The following is an 18,440-nucleotide window of genomic DNA, read 5'->3' on the forward strand; positions in this document are numbered from 1 at the left end:
CATGGCGTACGCCAAGACAGAGCGGACCGATGGCCGCATTGGCCGAGGCAAATCGAAACACGGCAGCCGCAGCCCATAAATCGCGTTGGCTCGCCGCGGTGGAGCTCGGCCTGATCAGCAGCAGTTTCTCCACTATCGTCAGCCAGTTGGCCGCCGCGAGGATTGGCCGCGACGCCGCTGTCGACTGGATGACGGTTGCCGCGATCCCGGCACGGGACGGGGTGCTCGGCCCGGAGCCGTCATGGAGCGCGATCCTCGTTGGCATTGCTTTTCACCAATGGGCCGACTTGTCCTGGGCCGTCGTATTCTTTGGCCTGCTCGGCCGTTGGACCACACACCTGACACACCTGACACCGACGCAGATCCTGCTTGCGGCACTGCCTTGGGCGATCCTATCGTCCGCAGCGGAATGGTTCGTTCTGGTCCCGCTGTTCCCATTCTTCCAGCCGCTCTTCACGCTTCAGCAACCCTACTGGATCGGGCTGCTAGTTCACGCCTCCTCAGCCGTGATGTATCCGCTGTTCGTCTGGCTGCGCTGGCCCGCCGGATATGTGCCGGCTCGCGATGCGCAATTCGCCCGCAGCTGGGCTACCGCTGCCCTCATCCTCGTCATCATTCTTTCCTCCGCGGCGCTCGGCAGTGTGACCGGTCGCGAGCTTCCATGGGCCGGCGGCGATCTGGATGCGGATCAACTCTACATCCGCCATATGGCGACCCATCATGCCCAGGGTATCGAGCTTGCACGGCTCGGTGCCGAACGTGCCCGCGATCCCCATCTTCGGGCACTCGCTAGACTTATGGTCGCGAGCCAGGCCGGCGAAAGCCGCATATTCGAACGCTGGTGGCAAAGCTGGTTCGAGGCTTCAATGCCGGACTGCACGGGCGACGAGCGCGCCCGAATGCCAGGCTTTCTGACCGCCCAGCAACTGCAAGAGGTTCGCGACGCCTCACCCGAGGCGTTCGACGAAGTGTTCGTGCAGATGATGACGCTGCATCACAAGGGCGCGGCCAAGATGGCGGACCACGAATGGCACAGCCGCGGCGACCTGCGGCTCCGCATCATGGCGCACGCCATCCGTCACGAGCAGCAGGGTGAAATCGCCATGATGCAGGGTGCAACCGGGCCGCCGGCGGTCGCAATCGCCTTCCGCAACATGTTCAACGACAATGTCAACTAAGCTCCTCCGGCAACCGGTGCTGAACCGGCTGCCATGAGGTGCGCGGCATACAAGTTCACGGAGACGGCGCCCAGCTGCCGGCAATCAACTTTGCTTGAGGTTTTCGTCGCATCGAAGCTCCGGCTCGCTCAATCCGCAGACTCGGCGCCACGGTTGCCTCGATTACAACGCGCCGCTTCCCCGCCGCTTTCTGGCTGTATCGCGCTGTACCAATTGTCCCAAGTTAATGACGGGCCCCCTGCACTCGCTAAGCTTTACTTCTAGGCCAAGTCTGGGCGACGCCATGCAAGCAGGATTCTCATTTTCAAGATTTGCCGATCGTTTGGCGGGTCTGGGCGAACTATCGTCCGATACTCTCGACTTCTTGGCTGGGATGCCGAGCAGTATCGGCCACTACAGCTCTCGCCATCAACTCCTGCGCAGAGGAGAGCTGCCAGCGCATTGTCACCTGTTGCTGCAGGGATATCTCTGCTGGCAGGTTCCCGAGGGGCGCGACGGCAGGATCATCTCGATCCATGTCCCCGGCGACGTTCCGGATCTCTACACGATCCACGACCCCCGCATTGATTACGACCTTGTGACGGTTGGTGCCGCCGTCGTCGCGTCGGTGCCTCAACGCTTCTTCGTGGAGCTGGCCGAACTTTCGCCGTCACTCTCGCATTCGCTATTTCGGCTCATTCTGATCGATGCCGCGAATTCGCGGAACTGGATCCTGAACGTGAGCAGCCGCGATGCGCTCGAACGCGTCGCACATCTCATTTGCGAAATAGCCACGCGGCTGCGCGCCGTGGGTCTGGCCAGAGACTCGCGAATTCCTTCCCCCTTCACGCAATCCGAACTTGCGGCGGCCTGCGGCATATCGGCCGTTCACGCCAACCGGACCATTCAGGAGCTGCGCCGCAGCAACCTGCTGCAATGGCATTCGAAGACCATTACGATCACGAACTGGTACGGCCTGGTTCGTCTGGCCGGATTTAATCCGGCCTATCTGCGGTTGCCCGCGTTCAACGAGATCGAGCCGGCGGAGCCGCCGGCGGCAAGATCAGCCGATGCAGTCGCTGTCGCCGCCTCGCTGCGCTGACCTAGAGCAGTCCGGACTTCTTCGATAACGGGCGCCCAGTCGCCCGGCCTTCTCTGCCGAAACAGCCTGGCCATCGGGTACCAGATGGAGCGTTGACCCGATGCAGGCCAGCGCCAGTCGCAGTCGGCATGCAGAAGCACCCACACCTCGAGCCCGAGCGCGCCGGCAAGATGCGCGATCATCGTGTCGACGCAAACGACCAGATCGAGCTGGGCTATCCGCCGGCCGAGCAAGCAAATATCCGCCGTGCTGATGTCCTGCGCGCCGATATCTCGTGACATCGCAGCGCCGGGTCCCAGCTGCAAAGAGTACAGGTCAAGATTGGACGAGCCGAGACGGCGCAGCTCGGACACTGGAATTTCTCTCCGCTTGTCCCAGGCGCCCACTTCCCAGACCAAGCCCACCGCCAATCGACCGCTTCCGCTTCGTCGAAATCCCGAAGGGCCCGGCGACAGGCTCAGATAGGGTCCCTGCAAGGCAATTTGGCTGCAGGTGGCCCTGATCGCGTGCGGTACCTCCATGATCTCGATATCGGTATCGAATTCAGCGTCCGGCCCACCATCGTGAAGTGGGATAGCACGATCGACGCCATCGGCGTGGGCGATAATCGGAAGCAATGCCGGCTGGCATAACAGCGTCACCTCGCGCGCAACCGCGCGCAATGCCGGCATGAAGCGAACGAACTGAATTGTGTCGCCAAGTCCGTGATAGCAACGAACCAGAACGTTCTGGCCGCGCAACTTCTCGCCCCGCCAGATTCGCTGCAAATGCCGCGGTCCGCTGTACTTGTCTACGTCAGACCGCCACAATTGCAGCAGGTAACGATCATTGATCGTCCACGCTCGCTCGAAATCGCCCGCGCGCATCGCATCGATCCAGTCCTGTCCCGGCTTCTCGCCGGGTGACCGATCGGATGGCGTAACGCCATCGCTCATTTGGCGCCGGTGCGCCGAACGAATTTGTGAAAGCGGCTTGTCTTTCCGTCCTTGGTGCGATCCTGATAGAGGAACGCAAGGTCAGCCTCGTCGAACTTGCGGAAGAATTCGTCCCAGCCGATCCGGTCGAGCCCCTCGTCCGGCGGATCGAAGTCGATCCGTAGGATTCCTGCATGACCATCTCGTTCGGTCGCCTCCACCGTTGCCGGACGGCCGTTCCGCGATTCCACCCAGTGCCGGATTGCGTTGTGGTCTGTGGTGGTGTGGGCTTCAGGCTCTCCCGCCTTGGGATGGCTTTTCGTCATGGTCGTATCTCGCGTGCTTACTGATTTGATGGAGTACATAACTCAACTCGGGCTCTTCGGCGCAACGCCGCTTCGTGCGTTTTGTTCTTAGCGAGTTGCCGCGGACGCGCAGGTGCTTGCCCGCATCTGGAGCATCATCTTCTTCATCTTCATCCAGAACGAAGATCGTTCCATCTCACGGGCTTCGGACACTAGCCTGAGTTAAACTATTTCGATTTATTCGGCCTGAGCCGCGATGTTGTCGCTACCAACGGGATCTACTCAGGAACGAACATACCTGCGGCACGTTCGCCGACGTACTTACGTTCGTACAGACTTCCCGGAGGATCACCGCAGATGCATTCACGCCTTCAGGACCGGCGGCGCGTTCGCGTCGGCATCGTTGGAGTTGGCAATTGCGCGAGCTCACTCGTGCAGGGCCTCGCCTATTACAGAGGCGCCGAGTCGAATGAGCCAGTGCCCGGCCTGATGAATGCGAATGTCGGTGGGTATCACATCAGCGACATCGAGATCAGCTCCGCGTTTGACGTCAACAGCAACAAGATTGGTCGCGATGTGGCCGACGCGATCGGAGCGGCCCCGAACAACACGCACCGCTTCTGCGATGTCGAGCGGACTGGCGTCGTCGTCCAGAAGGGCCCGCTGCTCGACGGGGTTGGCCGCTACCTCGAAGGCGACATTCCAGTGGACCACACGCCGCCGGTCGATGTCGTTGATACCCTGATGAAATCGCGGACGGATGTGCTGGTGTCGTATTTGCCGGTCGGCTCGCAGCGCGCCGGTGAATGGTATGCCGAACAGGCAATCGGAGCGGGCTGCGGATTCGTCAATTGCATTCCTGTATTCATTGCCTCCAACCCGTCCTGGCGCCGTCGTTTCGAGGAAGCCGGCCTTCCGCTGATCGGCGACGACATCAAGAGCCAGGTCGGCGCCACGATCGTGCACCGCGTCCTTGCCAATCTGTTTCGCGAACGAGGCGTCCGGCTCGACCGGACGTACCAGCTGAATGTCGGCGGCAATACCGACTTCAAGAATATGCTGGAACGCGATCGGCTCATATCGAAGAAGATCTCGAAGACCCAGGCCGTCACCAGTCAATTCGACGTGCCGATGGATGCCGACAATGTTCATGTCGGCCCGAGCGATCATGTCCCGTGGCTGACCGACCGCAAGCTCGCCTTCATCCGTCTCGAGGGAACGACGTTCGGCGGCGTTCCGCTTTCGGCCGAAGTCAAACTTGAGGTCTGGGACTCGCCAAATTCCGCAGGCGTCGTGATCGACGCGGTCCGCTGCGCCAAGCTCGCGATGGACCGCGGGATCGCCGGGGCTCTGACCGGTCCTTCAAGCTACTTCATGAAATCACCTCCACAGCAGTTCACCGACGATGAGGCCCGTCGGCGCACGCGTGCCTTTATCGAGGAGGGGCAGTGACTGATGGCGAAGACCATTCACCTTATCCGGCATGGCCACCACCCGCTGCTTGGGCGGTACCTCTGCGGCAGGCAGCCGGGAGTATCGCTTGACCTGTTGGGGCGCCGCCAAATGGCACATTGCGCCGAATTGATGCACCCGCGACCGGACATCGTCCGCTCGAGCCCTCAACTCCGCGCCCGGCAATCGGCCAATGTTTTGGGCGGCGCACTGGGCTTGCGGGTCGAGGTTGCCTCTGAAGTCGACGAACTCGACTACGGCGAATGGACCGGGCAGCAATTCGCGGATCTGCAAAGCGATCCGGCCTGGTTGCGGTGGAACACCCAGCGCAGCAGAAACCGCCCGCCAGGCGGCGAGAGCATGGGCGCGCTGCAAACCCGGGTCGTCGCATATCTTGACCGATTGCGGAACGATCCTGCCGGGACCATCGCCCTGGTCAGTCACGCGGAGCCGATCCGGGCGGCACTACTTCACTACAAGGGCCTCTCGCTGGACGAATTTCTCTCAATCAAAGTCGAACCGGCCAGCATCAGCACACTGTCGCTCGAGGAGGACCGCGTTCAGGTCGGCCACAGCAACGATGGGGTGGCAGCGTGAAGATCGTGATCTTCGGCCTGACGATCTCGTCGTCATGGGGCAACGGCCATGCGACCCTCTGGCGCGGCCTGTGCAAGTATCTCGCCCGTCACGGTCACAGTGTTGTGTTCTATGAGCGGGACGTGCCCTACTACGCGGCAAACCGGGATATGTTCGAACTGCTCGGCGGTCGCCTGGAGCTGTTTTCGTCCTGGTCCGAGATCGAGGATCACGCGCGCGGCGACGTGTCGGATGCGGATGCCGCGGTGGTCACCTCCTATTGTCCGGATGCCATCGCGGCGACCGACTTGATCCTTCAGCACGGGAGCGCGCTTCCCGTCTTCTATGATCTGGACACGCCCATCACCATAGCTCGGCTGAACGCCGGACAACCCGTTTCCTATATCGGAGCGTCAGGCCTCCGAGGTTTCAAGCTCGTGCTGAGCTTCACCGGCGGTCCACGGATACGAGAGGAATTTCAGCGACGGTTGGGCGCCGAAAAGGTTTGCCCGCTCTATGGTCACGTTGACGGCGAGGTGCATCACCCTGCGGCTCCCCAGCCGCACTATCGCGCCGCCCTGTCATATCTTGGAACATATTCCGAAGACCGTCAGAGGGTGTTGGAGGATTTGTTCGTCACTCCCGCGCGCAAGAGACAGGATCTGCGGTTCCTGATCGGGCGGCGCACAGTATCCCGAAAACTTCCCATGGTCGCCGAATGTCTTCTTCGTTCGTCATCTGCCTCCTTCGGAGCACGCGCCGTTCTTTGCATCCTCGCGCCTCACGCTTAACGTCACGCGCAGGGCGATGGCGGAGATGGGCTGGTGTCCGTCGGGGCGGCTGTTTGAAGCTGCCGCCTGCGGCGCACCGCTCATCAGCGACGCCTGGATGGGGATCGACGAATTCTTGACGCCGGGCGACGAGATATTGCTCGGGCATGACGCTCACGACGTGCTCGCAGCGCTCGACATGGACGATTCCGAGTTGCAGCGGATGGCTCGCCGTGCCCGAGAACGCGTCTTGGCTCAACACTCGTCGGAGCGGCGCGCAAGCGAGTTGGTCGCTTTGCTGGAGCAAGCGACGCAACGCGAGATTGATCAACCCGAGCCTATGGAGGCCTGACATGTGGGGCATCGTGCCGGCCGCCGGCCGCGGCAGCCGTATCCAGCCGCTGGCGTTTTCAAAGGAGTTGCTGCCGGTCGGAAGCCGGCATGACAACGGAGCGGATCGTCCCTGCGCTGTGGCGGAATATCTGGTCGAACGGCTGATCCTCGGAGGCGCCGACAAGATCTGCTTCGTCATTGCGCCCGGAAAATCCGACATACTCGAGTATTTCGGCGACCACTACCATACTGCGCAGCTAGCCTATGTCGTCCAGCCCGACGCATCGGGCTTGTGTGACGCTGTCTTCCGGGCGAGCACTGTGGTCGGGGATCGCGAGGACGTCGTGGTCGGCTTACCCGACACGATCTGGTTTCCCAAGACTGCGCTGCGTGCGCTGCCTGAGGTCGATCTCTCGTTCCTTCTGTTTCCTGTCGAACATCCGGAATTTTTCGATGCGGTGGTGCTCGAAGGCGAGCAGGTCCAGGAAATCCAGGTCAAGCGGCCGGATGCGGCGACCAACTGGATCTGGGGCGCCTTTCGGATGTCGGCGGCAAAGTTTCGGGACTTGCGGCAGCTTTGGGGACTGCGCGATCGTCGCGACGAATATTTCGGGACATTGGTGAACGCCTACCTCGCGGCCGGCGGCCGCGGCGTCGGGGTGAAGGCTGGCGATGCTTATGTCGACGTAGGGACCGTCAACGGCTACCGCACGGCGATGGCGCTGCTTTCCGATGGCGCCATCGAAGTCGCGGACCATGGTCGGCCACCTCCACACCCATTAGCGACCAACAAGCGAGGAACTGCATGACGCGTGCTCCGCTCTCCCTGGAAGAAATTCGACAGCGTGTCGATGCACTTGGACCGTGGTTCCACAATCTCGACCTCAACGGGATCAGCACCGCTCCGTCGCATTTTCTTGGAGACTATCCGCGTGTGAAGTGGCTTCACTTCGCCGAAGTGATTCCCGACAATCTCGAAGGCAAGACCGTCCTCGACATCGGCTGCAATGCGGGGTTCTACGCGCTGGAAATGAAGCGCCGCGGCGCCGCGCGCGTACTCGGACTCGATACCGACGAGGAATACCTGGCGCAGGCACGCTTTGCCGCTGAAGTGACTGGCCTCGATATCGAATTTCGCAGGCTCTCGGCCTACGACGTCGGGCAGCTCCGCGAAAGATTCGATCTCGTGATTTTCATGGGAGTCTTGTATCACCTGAGGCACCCACTGCTCGCGCTTGACATGATCCACGAGCACGTCGCGGCTGACCTGCTGTTGTTCCAGTCCATGCAACGTGGCGACAGTGGCGTCGATCACATCGACAGCGACTACGACTTCTGGACGACCGACCAGTTCGACTCGCCCGGCTATCCCAAGCTGCACTTCATCGAGCACAAATATGCCGAAGATCCTACCAACTGGTGGATACCGAACCGCGCCTGCGTGGAAGCCATGCTGCGCAGTTCCGGCTTTTCGATCACTGCCCATCCCGAGGATGAAGTCTACCTCTGCAAACGGCTGGCACAGCGTGAGCCCGGGAGGTGTATCCTTTCAGAAGAGGCTGCCGTGCGATGATCGAAGCGGCAAAGATTTGGAACGAACCAAACAATAAATCGCATTGGGACATATTGCTCGATCCGGATTGGACAAGATTCGCCGAGTTGGCCATCGCCGCGGGCAAGGCCATTCGGAGCGCGCACCCCACATTGCCGAGGGTCCTCGGCGGCATATCGCCGATTGATCCCGGCTTCATGCGCTCCATGCAGGCGCGCGGCGTGCTGGATCAGGTCGATGCGGTGGCGGTGCACGGCTTCCCGTTGGACTGGAATCTTTGGCAGATCGACCAATGGCCGAGCAAGCTCTCCGAAATTCAGGCCGAAGTCGTCGCGCTTCCCGTCTGGGTAACGGAAGTGGGCGTATCGTCGTTTGGCGCCGAGCAGGTGCAGGCATGGGGCCTCGAGCGCACCGCCGATCTGCTCATCGGCCGCACGCCGCGCATTCACTGGTACAGCCTGTATGATCTGCCGTCGACCTGGGAAGCGACAACCCGGCACAGGGAGGCGGAAGGCTCGTCCTACTACAGGCATTTCCATATGGGCCTACTGCGCGAGGATGGATCGCCCAAGCAGGCTCTCAAGCTCTATGAGCGATACGCGCCGGTTATGGGATTGTGTCAGTGGTTCCACTTCGAGGACCACCGATTGGAGGACGCGGCCAGCTGGATGCGCCGGCTCGGCGTAAGGCATCTGCGAACCGGGCTGTCATGGGCCGATAGCTTTCGCCCCGGCGCGCTCGCCTGGTTCGACCGACAGATGGAGGCGCTCGCCGAGTTCGATGTTACCCTGACATTCTGCTTCACACCGGAACATCGCGGCATCGCATCGCACCACACCAGTCCGCCCCTTGATGCGAACGAGTTCGCCGACTTCTGCGCGCAGATGGTCGAACGCTATTGCGCGAGGACCGGTGTAGCACCGCCCCCAGTGAATGCAGATCCGGAAAGCAAGCCGATATGCGTGCTCTAATCCTCGTGATGGATTCGGTCGGGATTGGGATGAGCCCCGATGCCGAGCTGTATGGCGATGGCGGCGCCGATACGGTCGGTCACATCGCTGAAGCCTGCGCGCGTGGTACGGCCGACAACGATGCTCGCAAAGGTCCGCTTGCAATACCGCATCTGGTCGGCTTGGGACTGGGTCAGGCCTGTCGGCTCGCCACTGGCCGTATTCCGCCGGCGCTCGGCGGACCGGTCCATCCCCTTGCCATGTTCGGCTGCGCCAGCGAGCTTTCGAAGGGCAAGGATACACCCTCGGGGCATTGGGAGATCGCCGGCGTGCCGGTCCCGTTCGACTGGGGCTACTTTCCAAAGATCAAGCCATGCTTCCCACAAGACCTCGTCGAGCGTCTTTGCGAAGAAGCCGGCGTTAGCGGCATCATTGGGAACTGTCATGCCTCTGGCACGGAGATTATCCGCGAACTTGGCGAGCGCCACATGCGCAGCGGCGAGCCGATCTGCTACACGTCTGCCGACAGCGTATTCCAGATTGCCGCCCATGAGCAGACGTTCGGGCTGGAGCGCCTCTATCATGTGTGCGCGGTCGCTCGCCGCCTGGTCGACCGATTCAATATCGGCCGCGTCATTGCCCGCCCCTTCGTCGGTCCAGCGGCCGCGCACTTCAAGCGAACAGCACATCGTCGCGATTTTTCCGTCCCGCCGCCCGAACGGACGGTTCTCGACCTTGCGACCGATGACGGCCGCGATATCGTTTCGATCGGCAAGATCGACGACATTTTCGCGCACCGCGGCACCGGCCGCAACGAGCGCGGCGACGGCAACGATGCGCTGTTCGACTGCACGCTGGATACGATCAACGATCTCTCGGACGGCGGGCTGCTATTTGCAAATTTCGTCGATTTCGACACGCTCTACGGCCATCGACGTGATGTCGCCGGATATGCCGCCGCACTCGAACAGTTCGACCGTCGCCTGCCCGAATTGCTGGCGCGCCTGAAAGCCGACGATCTGCTGATCATAACTGCCGATCACGGCTGTGATCCCACCTGGAGCGGGACGGACCATACCCGTGAGCAGGTGCCGATCCTGGCGCGAGCGAACGATCGGACGATGGTTATCGGCAGGCGCACCGGCTTCTCGGACATCGCAGCAACCGTTGCGCGCCATCTTGGCCTGCCTGCCGTCACACACGGCACGGCATTCTAGCTTGCGCGCCGTGCGCTTCACCAAGGTTATTGATCCAGGTTAGGCGAAGCATCGTTTGTACATTTCGCAGGAACAAACATTCCTCCGCGGGCGTCTTTCCTCCAAATGTGATTGGCGCGCGGTCAACCGACCATTTTCGTAGCGTGCTTCCACTCTCATCTCCCGGCCAGACACGCGGTCTGGCCTCATCCCGGATAGGGAGCAACGGCGCATGACTCGTGTTTTGATTACTGGCGGCGCAGGGTTTATCGGCTCGCATGCTGCCGACGCGCTGCTTGCCGCAGGCCACGAGGTCCGGCTGCTGGACAATCTGTCGCCGCAGGTCCATGGCGCGGATGGCGAACGCCCGCCCTACCTGAACAAGGACGCAGACCTTATTGTCGGCGACATCACGGATGGGTGCGCCATTGAGCGCGCGTTACGAGGCGTGGACAAGGTGCTGCATCTGGCTTCATCGGTCGGCGTCGGTCAGAGCATGTATGATATCGCGTCCTATGTCAGGACCAACGAGCTCGGTACGGCGCAGCTGCTCCAGGCTTTGTCGCGGTGCCCCGTGGAGCGTCTGGTCGTCGCTTCCTCGATGAGCGTCTACGGGGAGGGATTGTATCGAGTCGTCGATCATGGCGCCCATGCCGTCGGCGATCGCTCGATCAATCAGCTCCGCGACGGTGAATGGGAGTTGCGAGACGGCGCAGGCCGGAGCCTCGAGCCGGTGCCTACTCCCGAATCCAAGCCCCCATGCCTCAGCTCGATCTATGCCCTGAATAAGTATGCACAGGAACGGATGTGCCTGATCACGGGAAAGGCCTACGGCATCCCGACCGTCGCACTCCGCTTCTTCAACGTATTCGGTCCGCGCCAGGCTCTATCTAATCCCTACACGGGCGTTCTGGCGATCTTCGCCGCGAGGCTGCTTAACAACAGGTCGCCCCTGGTGTTCGAGGACGGACTGCAGCGCCGCGACTTTGTTCATGTTAGCGACGTGGCGCGAGCTTGCAGTCTTGCGCTCGAGTCGAACCACGATTCGTCTATCTTCAACATCGGTTCAGGTCAGAGCCGAACAATCCTGTCCGTCGCAAAGAGCCTCGCCGAGGTCATGGGGCGCACCGATATCGCGCCTGAGATTACCGGAAAACATCGTGTCGGTGACATCCGTCATTGCTTCGCCGATATCGGCAAGGCAGCTGCGGAGCTGCGCTTCACGCCAAGCGTCACCTTCGAGGATGGCCTTGACGAACTGTCCAGTTATCTTGCCGACCAGATCGCCGACGATCATGCCGAGCGAGCTCGCGAAGAATTATCACGCCGGGGCCTCGTGGCATGATGGGCGCACAACAGAACAAGCCCGTGTTGGTAACCGGCGGCTGCGGCTTCATCGGCTGCAACCTTGCTGATCGCCTGGCCGCCCGCGGCGATTCCGTTGCCGTATTTGACAATCTCGCCCGCGTCGGCGTTCGCGAAAACGCGCATTGGCTCAAGTCGCGACATGGTGGGCAGGTTGAGATTGTCGTCGCCGACATCCGCGATCCCATTCCCGTCATCGACGCCGTTCGTGACGCGCGCGCCGTGCTGCACCTCGCGGGCCAAGTGGCCGTTACCGACAGTCTGTCCGATCCAGCGGGCGATTTCGAGACGAACGCGCGCGGGACCGTCAACGTGCTCGAGGCCGTCCGCTTGCACAATCCGGCAGCGCCTGTCCTGTTCGCTTCGACGAACAAGGTCTACGGCCAGCTTGGCGATGAGCGCGGCGTTGCGCGCGTGGACCGGCGCTACGTGCCGGTCGCCGACGGCCTCGCGCAGGGCATCTCTGAAGGCGCGCCGCTCGATTTCTATAGTCCGTACGGCTGCTCGAAAGGAACCGCCGATCAGTATGTCCACGACTACGCCCGGGTGTTCGGGTTGCAAACTGTCGTGATGCGGATGAGCTGCATCTACGGGCCGCGGCAGTTCGGTACCGAAGATCAGGGCTGGATCGCTCATTTCCTCAGAAGCGCGATCGAGAACCGGGCCCTAACGATCTACGGTGACGGATATCAGGTGCGCGACGCGCTGCACGTCAGCGATGCCGCCGAGGCCTGGCTGTCGGCGCTCGATCGGATCGCTATCACTCACGGCTGCGTGTTCAATCTCGGCGGTGGCGCTGCCAACGCGGTAAGCCTCCTGGAACTGATCGATGAGATCGCGCGGCTGATCGGCCGTGAGGTGGAATACGGGTTCGCCGATTGGCGGCCCGGCGACCAGCCCTGGTACGTCACTGACACCACTGCGCTCTCCAAGGCGTTGGGCTGGACGCCAAAGGTCCCGCTGCGCGAGGGCCTGCAGTCGCTGCACGCCTGGCTTGACGGCCGGTTCGGGCCAATCGTCGCACACAAGGAGGCGTCGGCATGACCCGTGTCGCTCTGATCAATCCAAATTGGAATTTCGACGGCAGCATCTATTTCGGCTGTCGCCAGCCTCACTTGCCTATCGAATTCGGCATCTCGGCCCACTACCTGCGCAAAGCCGGACATCCGACGCTGCTGCTCGATGCGCAAATGTTCGACCTTTCGTATCGCGACATCGAGGCCGAGCTCCGGGCCTTCAGGCCTGATCTGATCGCGGTCACCACTGCTCCGACCTACCTTTTCTGGCGCTGTGCGCCGCCCGAGCTGCGCATCCCGCAGGAACTGCTGCTCTCGCTGGTCGGTCTGGCGCCAACACTGGTCGCCGTCGGCCCGCACGGATCGACGACGCCAAGGACGGCGCTGCGCAAACTCGGCGTCGATATTGTCGTGATGGGCGAGTGCGAGCAGGCATTGGTGCGCCTTGCCAACGGTGAACGGGATTTCGCGGGGCTCTGCTTCCTCGACGGCAGAACCGTTCGGGTCAACGGCGGACCGCAGGCGGTCGCCTTCAAGGACCAACCCGCACTGCGATGGCCGGCCGAGATGATCCAGAGTCACCATCACCATCATCACCGCTTCGAGGCGGAACCGGTCGGCCCCGGCGCCGAGGTCGAGGCCTCGCGAGGTTGCCCCTACAACTGCACGTTCTGCGCCAAGGAGAATTTCCGCAATGCTTATCGCCGGCGTCCTGCCGCGACGGTTCTCGACGAGATCGACGGCCTGCGGCGGCACGAGATCGAGTACCTCTACTTTATCGACGAGATCTTCCTGCCGAACGCCGAACTTCTGCACGGGCTGACCTCCCGCGGCATCAAGTTCGGCATCCAGACCCGGATCGACCTCTGGAAGCCCGAGATGCTGGCGCTGCTCGGTCGCGCCGGCTGCGTGTCGATCGAGGCTGGCGTGGAGAGCCTGACGCCGGAGGGCCGCGAGGCGCTGGCCAAGAACTGCAAGATGACAACGGAAGAGCTAGCGGACCGGCTGGTCGAGGCGCGCCGACACGTTCCCTTCGTCCAGGCCAACCTGATCGAGATGCCCGAAGACGATGATCCGGTCGTGCAGCGTTGGCGACGGCAGATGCAGGATGCGGGCATCTGGGCCAACGATCCAGTGCCGATCTATCCTTATCCGGGTTCGCCGGATTACCGAAAGCTCTGGGGCGAGCCGGACGACTTCGCCTGGGAGCGAGCGCACCAGCACTACCTCGCGATATTCGATCGGTTCAGCGACGTCCAGGATGAACGTCCGGTCCCGCTCGCCGCGCTCGAGCTGCAGGTTGCGCCATGACCCGGACTTCGCGCCTCACGGTTATGATGACCACCGATGCCGTTGGCGGCGTCTGGAGCTTTTCGTGCACGCTCGCCACGGCATTGGTCAGCATGGGTGCGGATGTCCACCTCGTCACGCTGGGGCCGCATCCGAGCCCCGAGCAGCGCCGCATGTTGCGCGACTTTCGCGTTCACCTGATCGAGACCGATCTCGCGCTGGAATGGCAGGACCCGGGCGGAATCGACGTACCCAATGCCAAACGCGTACTCGCCGGTCTGGAATCGCATATCCGGCCCGACGTCATTCACGTCAACAGCTTCCGCGAGGCCTCGTTCGAATGGACGGCACCGACAATCGTGGTTGCGCATTCCTGCGCAAATTCGTGGGCGCTCGCGTGCAACGATACGGCCTGGCTCAATGACCCGGCATGGCGGCATTACACCAGGGCAGTCCGGCAGGGCCTTAATGCCGCTAACAGCTGGGTAAGCCCCAGCCGAGCACTACAGCAGGTCATCCGTGAGCTCTACTGCCCAAGCTCCCCCGGCGTCGTGATCTGGAATGGCACGCTGCCTACCTCTCTGCCGACACCCAAGCGCGCCTTTCTGCTGGCCGCCGGACGGTTTTGTGATCGTGCCAAGAACCTCTCGGCTGTCGTCGAGCTCGCACGAGGATTGGAATGGCCGGTGCTGATGGCCGGTCCAACCTCGAGCGAAGTCCCGGCTGGCCCGATTTGGCTCGGGTCGCTTGATTATGATGCGCTGCAGGCGCGCATGAAGCAGGCCGCGATCTTTGTAAGTTTCGCGCTTTATGAACCGTTCGGCCTCGCGGCGCTCGAAGCTGCCTCGGCCGGTTGCGCGCTGGTTCTCTCGGACATTCCGACGTTTCGCGAACTCTGGGATGACGCCGCTCTCTTCGTCGATCCAGCAGATCAACGCGAGCTTAATTGCACGGTGCGCCGGCTGTGCGCCGACTACGATTGGCGCGCACGACTTCAACACGCAGCATACGAGCGGTCGCGGCGTTACTCGTTGGCGCAAATGGCCGGTGCCTATCACGATCTCTATGCCGCTCTGCCGACGGCTCGAATTGCCCAGCCCCACTCGCCTGCCTTGGAGATGATGGCATGAAATGCGTCTTGTTTTGTCATGCACTCACCTCATGCTGGAACAACGGCAATGCGCACTTTCTCCGCGGAATCGCCCGCGAGCTCGATGCGCGCGGGCACGACGTCGTCGTCTACGAGCCGATCGACGGCTGGAGCCGGCTCAACGCGCTTCAGGACGGCGGCGAACGGACTTTCCAGGAAGTGGTCGCTCTGCTGCCCGGAGTCGATATCAGGCAGTATCATCCCGGCTTCGATCTCGAAGGCGCTCTCGATGGCGCGGGACTGGTGATTGTTCACGAGTGGAATCCGCCCGAACTGGTCAAAGCGATAGGTCGGCATCGTGTCCTGACGGGCGACTACACGCTGCTGTTTCACGACACACATCATCGCGCGGTCACCGCGCCGCAGGAACTCGCCCGCTTCGACCTGTCCGGCTTCGATGGCGTGCTAGCCTTTGGCGAAGTCCTACGGGAGATCTATCTCGGGCTCGGGTGGGCTGACCGGGCTTTCACCTGGCACGAAGCCGCCGACACCAGGCTCTATCGGCCGATGCCGCAGATCGCACGACGGAACGATGTGATCTGGATCGGAAACTGGGGAGGACGGCGAGCGGGCCGCCGAGCTCATCGAATTCCTGATTGCCCCGGTATCCCAGCTCGGATTGCGCGGCGAAATTCACGGCGTTCGATACTCGTGCGACGCGCTGCGCGTGATCGAGGCCGCCGGCATCGACTATTGCGGTTGGTTGCCGGCGCATCGGGCGCCGGCGGCATTCGCCACCGCACGCGCAACGGTCCATGTGCCGCGCGGCCCTTACGTGCAGGCACTCCCTGGCATACCGACCATCCGGATGTTCGAGGCGCTCGCCTGCGGCATTCCGATCGTGTCCGCGCCTTGGAGCGACGTCGAGGGCCTGTTCCCGGAAGGCAGCTACCTGAGCGTGACCAAAAGCGATCAAATGCAGGCAGCGCTAAAGGGGCTACTGCACGATCCGGCGCTCGCGCAGGCAATGGCGAACTCAGGCCTTGACGTGATTGCAGAACGGCATACGTGCCGCCATCGCGTCCTTCAGCTGCTCGACATTGTCGAGCATATCCGCGGACCTCGGCGGCAAGTAGCCCAATCGCAGCGGGAAGGAGCGCTCACATGAAAATCTGCTTCTTCGGCTCCAGCCTGGTCTCTTCCTACTGGAATGGCGCCGCCACTTATTACCGCGGCTTGCTCAAGGAACTCGCAGCCCTCGGTCACGATATTACGTTCTTCGAACCTGACGCCTTCCAGCGCCAGCAGCATCGCGACATCGCCGACCCGCCTTGGGCCAAGGTTCTGGTTTATCCGCCGACGTGCGAAGGATGGCAAAGTTCGCTGGAGACTGCCGCGCAGTCCGCCGACCTTCTGATCAAGGCAAGTGGAGTCGGCGTGTTCGATGAGGAGCTCGAGAATGCGGCCGTCGAGATCCCGTCCCGCGCGATTCGTGTTTATTGGGACGTCGACGCGCCGGCGACGCTCGATGCGATGTCGCAGCAATCGCACCATCATCTGCGCAAGGTGATCCCGCATTACGACCTGGTCCTGACCTATGGCGGCGGTGACGCTGTTGTAGCCGCCTACCGCGCGGCCGGTGCGCGTGATTGCGTTCCGATTTACAATGCCCTGGACACGTCGACGCATTTTCCAGCGCCGGCGAGCCCGAGGTTTGCCTGCGATCTCGGCCTGCTGGCGAACCGCTTGCCCGACCGGGAGCAACGGATCGACAGCTTCTTCCTCGAGGTTGCGCGCGCCATGCCGTCAAGGCAGTTCGTGCTGGGCGGCTCGGGCTGGGACAACAAGGACACGCCCGCCAATGTGCGCAGCGTCGGTCACGTCGGCACCGGCGATCATAACGCGTTCTTCTGCTCCGGCCTCGCGACGCTGAACGTCAATCGCGAGAGCATGGCGCGGTATGGCTTCTCGCCGCCGACACGCATTTTCGAGGCGGCCGGCGCTGGCGCATGCCTGATTACCGACGACTGGAAGGGCATCGACACCTTCCTGGAGCCGGAACGCGAGGTGCTGATCGCATCGAGCGGCGCCGCCGTCGCCGAGCACCTGGACTCACTAACAAACGATAAGGCGCGCGCAATCGCCTCTCGCGCCAGAGCCCGGATCCTTTCGCATCACACTTATCGGCAGCGCGCGCGCCAGTTCAACACTCTTTTTGCGGAACGAACGATGAGAATCGAGGCAGCGGAATGACTCTCAGCATTGTCGTCATCGGACTATCGGTCACATCGTCTTGGGGCAACGGTCACGCCACCACCTACCGCGCCCTGATCGAAGCCTTGGCGCAGCGCGATCATCGCGTGACGTTCCTGGAACGGGACATGCCGTGGTATCGCGAACATCGCGACCTTGCCAACCCGTCGGCTTGGTCAGTTGAGCTCTATCAGTCACTGCCGGACCTTGCATTCAGATTCGGCAAGCTCATCAAGAGCGCCGACCTCGTGATCGTCGGATCGTACGTTCCCAATGGCATCGCGGTCGCGGATTGGGTGACGACCTACGCCCGGGGTATAACGGCCTTCTACGATATTGATACGCCTGTTACCCTCGCGGGGCTCGATCGAGGCCTGCCATATCTTTCCGCGGCGCTGATCCCGCGATTTGATCTTTATCTGTCGTTCACCGGCGGCCACGTGCCAAGCCATGTCGAGACTGAATATGGCAGCCCGCTCGCGCGCGTCCTCCATTGCAGCGCCGACATTGACATCTATCAGAGCCAGCAGCGGCAGCCGAAGTGGGAACTGGGTTATCTCGGCACTTACAGCCTCGACCGTCAACCGTCGATCGAACGGCTATTGATTGCCCCAGCCCATGCAATGCCGGACTTGCAGTTTGTCGTCGCCGGCTCGCAGTATCCTGACATCAGTTGGCCGGAAAACGTCGCGCGGATCGATCATCTCGCTCCCTCCCTCCATGCGGGATTTTACTCCGAGCAACGCTTCACGCTGAACATCACACGCGCGGACATGCGAGCCATCGGCTTTTCGCCTAGCGTGCGGCTTTTCGAGGCAGCGGCGTGCGGAACGCCGATCATCTCAGATCGCTGGACAGGTATCGAGACGATCCTGGAACCGGAGGCCGAAATATTGCTCGTTGACGACACCAGCGACGTTATTGAGATCCTGCGCGAGATGCCGGACGACGCTCGCCGATCTCTAGGCGCAAGAGCACGCCGGCGCATCCTAAGCGAGCACACCCCGACACATCGAGCACGCCAGCTCGAATCCTATTTTCAGGAGGCGCTTCGTCGGCGGAGACCGGTCGACCGACCAGCCGTCCGTACTAAGCACGCCGTCGAAATCTGAGGAGGAT

16 protein-coding genes and 2 pseudogenes are annotated in these 18,440 nt (G+C 62.1%); 16 read left to right on the forward strand and 2 right to left on the reverse strand.

Features of this window, described 5'->3' with window-relative positions:
* Nucleotides 1-29 precede the first annotated feature (29 nt).
* The gene (locus tag ACVMB0_RS36000; RefSeq protein WP_461349235.1) at nucleotides 30-1,178 is read left to right on the forward strand and encodes a DUF305 domain-containing protein; all 1,149 of its coding nucleotides are present in this window, start codon (nucleotides 30-32) and stop codon (nucleotides 1,176-1,178) included.
* 283 nt (nucleotides 1,179-1,461) lie between these two features.
* Nucleotides 1,462-2,259 carry a Crp/Fnr family transcriptional regulator gene (locus tag ACVMB0_RS36005; protein WP_461349236.1) on the forward strand — a complete coding sequence of 266 codons (798 nt, stop codon included), beginning with the start codon at nucleotides 1,462-1,464 and terminating at the stop codon, nucleotides 2,257-2,259.
* Here the strand turns inward: ACVMB0_RS36005 and ACVMB0_RS36010 are convergent.
* Nucleotides 2,163-3,194 carry a glycosyltransferase family protein gene (locus ACVMB0_RS36010; protein ID WP_461349237.1) on the reverse strand — a complete coding sequence of 344 codons (1,032 nt, stop codon included), beginning with the start codon at nucleotides 3,192-3,194 and terminating at the stop codon, nucleotides 2,163-2,165. The genes ACVMB0_RS36005 and ACVMB0_RS36010 overlap by 97 nt on opposite strands.
* Complete coding sequence (locus tag ACVMB0_RS36015; protein ID WP_461349238.1) at nucleotides 3,191-3,499, reverse strand: hypothetical protein; 309 nt, start codon at nucleotides 3,497-3,499, stop codon at nucleotides 3,191-3,193. Before ACVMB0_RS36015 ends, ACVMB0_RS36010 begins: the two co-directional genes overlap by 4 nt.
* A 336-nt stretch (nucleotides 3,500-3,835) precedes the next feature.
* On the opposite strand from ACVMB0_RS36015, the gene ACVMB0_RS36020 reads away from it, so the two are divergent.
* The 14 genes and pseudogenes from ACVMB0_RS36020 to ACVMB0_RS36085 all read left to right on the forward strand — a co-directional run bounded on the left by ACVMB0_RS36020 (nucleotide 3,836) and on the right by ACVMB0_RS36085 (nucleotide 18,433).
* Nucleotides 3,836-4,930 (forward strand): inositol-3-phosphate synthase, encoded by a 1,095-nt coding sequence (locus tag ACVMB0_RS36020; RefSeq protein WP_456753132.1) that lies wholly within the window; start codon nucleotides 3,836-3,838, stop codon nucleotides 4,928-4,930.
* 3 nt (nucleotides 4,931-4,933) lie between these two features.
* On the forward strand, nucleotides 4,934-5,527 hold the full coding sequence (locus tag ACVMB0_RS36025; protein ID WP_456753131.1) for a histidine phosphatase family protein: 594 nt from the start codon (nucleotides 4,934-4,936) through the stop codon (nucleotides 5,525-5,527).
* Nucleotides 5,524-6,628, forward strand: a pseudogene (locus tag ACVMB0_RS36030) (CgeB family protein). The gene ACVMB0_RS36025 and the pseudogene ACVMB0_RS36030 overlap by 4 nt, the downstream one beginning before the upstream one ends.
* 1 nt (nucleotide 6,629) lies before the next feature.
* The gene (locus ACVMB0_RS36035; RefSeq protein WP_456797748.1) at nucleotides 6,630-7,418 is read left to right on the forward strand and encodes a sugar phosphate nucleotidyltransferase; all 789 of its coding nucleotides are present in this window, start codon (nucleotides 6,630-6,632) and stop codon (nucleotides 7,416-7,418) included.
* Nucleotides 7,415-8,182, forward strand: coding sequence for a TIGR04290 family methyltransferase (locus ACVMB0_RS36040; RefSeq protein ID WP_456797747.1), 768 nt, complete (start codon nucleotides 7,415-7,417; stop codon nucleotides 8,180-8,182). The genes ACVMB0_RS36035 and ACVMB0_RS36040 overlap by 4 nt, the downstream gene beginning before the upstream one ends.
* The gene (locus ACVMB0_RS36045; protein ID WP_461349239.1) at nucleotides 8,179-9,132 is read left to right on the forward strand and encodes a glycoside hydrolase 5 family protein; all 954 of its coding nucleotides are present in this window, start codon (nucleotides 8,179-8,181) and stop codon (nucleotides 9,130-9,132) included. The genes ACVMB0_RS36040 and ACVMB0_RS36045 overlap by 4 nt, the downstream gene beginning before the upstream one ends.
* Nucleotides 9,120-10,328, forward strand: a complete 1,209-nt coding sequence (locus ACVMB0_RS36050) for a phosphopentomutase (protein ID WP_461349240.1) — start codon at nucleotides 9,120-9,122, stop codon at nucleotides 10,326-10,328. The genes ACVMB0_RS36045 and ACVMB0_RS36050 overlap by 13 nt, the downstream gene beginning before the upstream one ends.
* A 211-nt stretch (nucleotides 10,329-10,539) precedes the next feature.
* The gene (locus ACVMB0_RS36055) at nucleotides 10,540-11,652 is read left to right on the forward strand and encodes an NAD-dependent epimerase/dehydratase family protein (protein ID WP_456797745.1); all 1,113 of its coding nucleotides are present in this window, start codon (nucleotides 10,540-10,542) and stop codon (nucleotides 11,650-11,652) included.
* Nucleotides 11,649-12,716 carry an NAD-dependent epimerase/dehydratase family protein gene (locus ACVMB0_RS36060; RefSeq protein WP_456753124.1) on the forward strand — a complete coding sequence of 356 codons (1,068 nt, stop codon included), beginning with the start codon at nucleotides 11,649-11,651 and terminating at the stop codon, nucleotides 12,714-12,716. Before ACVMB0_RS36055 ends, ACVMB0_RS36060 begins: the two co-directional genes overlap by 4 nt.
* Nucleotides 12,713-13,999 carry a TIGR04295 family B12-binding domain-containing radical SAM protein gene (locus ACVMB0_RS36065; RefSeq protein ID WP_456753123.1) on the forward strand — a complete coding sequence of 429 codons (1,287 nt, stop codon included), beginning with the start codon at nucleotides 12,713-12,715 and terminating at the stop codon, nucleotides 13,997-13,999. Before ACVMB0_RS36060 ends, ACVMB0_RS36065 begins: the two co-directional genes overlap by 4 nt.
* Nucleotides 13,996-15,108: a glycosyltransferase family 4 protein gene (locus tag ACVMB0_RS36070; RefSeq protein ID WP_456797744.1), complete on the forward strand. Its 1,113-nt coding sequence runs from the start codon at nucleotides 13,996-13,998 to the stop codon at nucleotides 15,106-15,108. The genes ACVMB0_RS36065 and ACVMB0_RS36070 overlap by 4 nt, the downstream gene beginning before the upstream one ends.
* A pseudogene (locus ACVMB0_RS36075) lies at nucleotides 15,105-16,236 on the forward strand (CgeB family protein). The gene ACVMB0_RS36070 and the pseudogene ACVMB0_RS36075 overlap by 4 nt, the downstream one beginning before the upstream one ends.
* Nucleotides 16,233-17,321 carry a CgeB family protein gene (locus ACVMB0_RS36080; protein ID WP_461349241.1) on the forward strand — a complete coding sequence of 363 codons (1,089 nt, stop codon included), beginning with the start codon at nucleotides 16,233-16,235 and terminating at the stop codon, nucleotides 17,319-17,321. Before ACVMB0_RS36075 ends, ACVMB0_RS36080 begins: the two are co-directional and overlap by 4 nt.
* Nucleotides 17,318-18,433: a CgeB family protein gene (locus ACVMB0_RS36085; RefSeq protein WP_456797741.1), complete on the forward strand. Its 1,116-nt coding sequence runs from the start codon at nucleotides 17,318-17,320 to the stop codon at nucleotides 18,431-18,433. The genes ACVMB0_RS36080 and ACVMB0_RS36085 overlap by 4 nt, the downstream gene beginning before the upstream one ends.
* Nucleotides 18,434-18,440 lie beyond the last annotated feature (7 nt).

The organism is Bradyrhizobium sp. USDA 4451, from assembly GCF_054822585.1.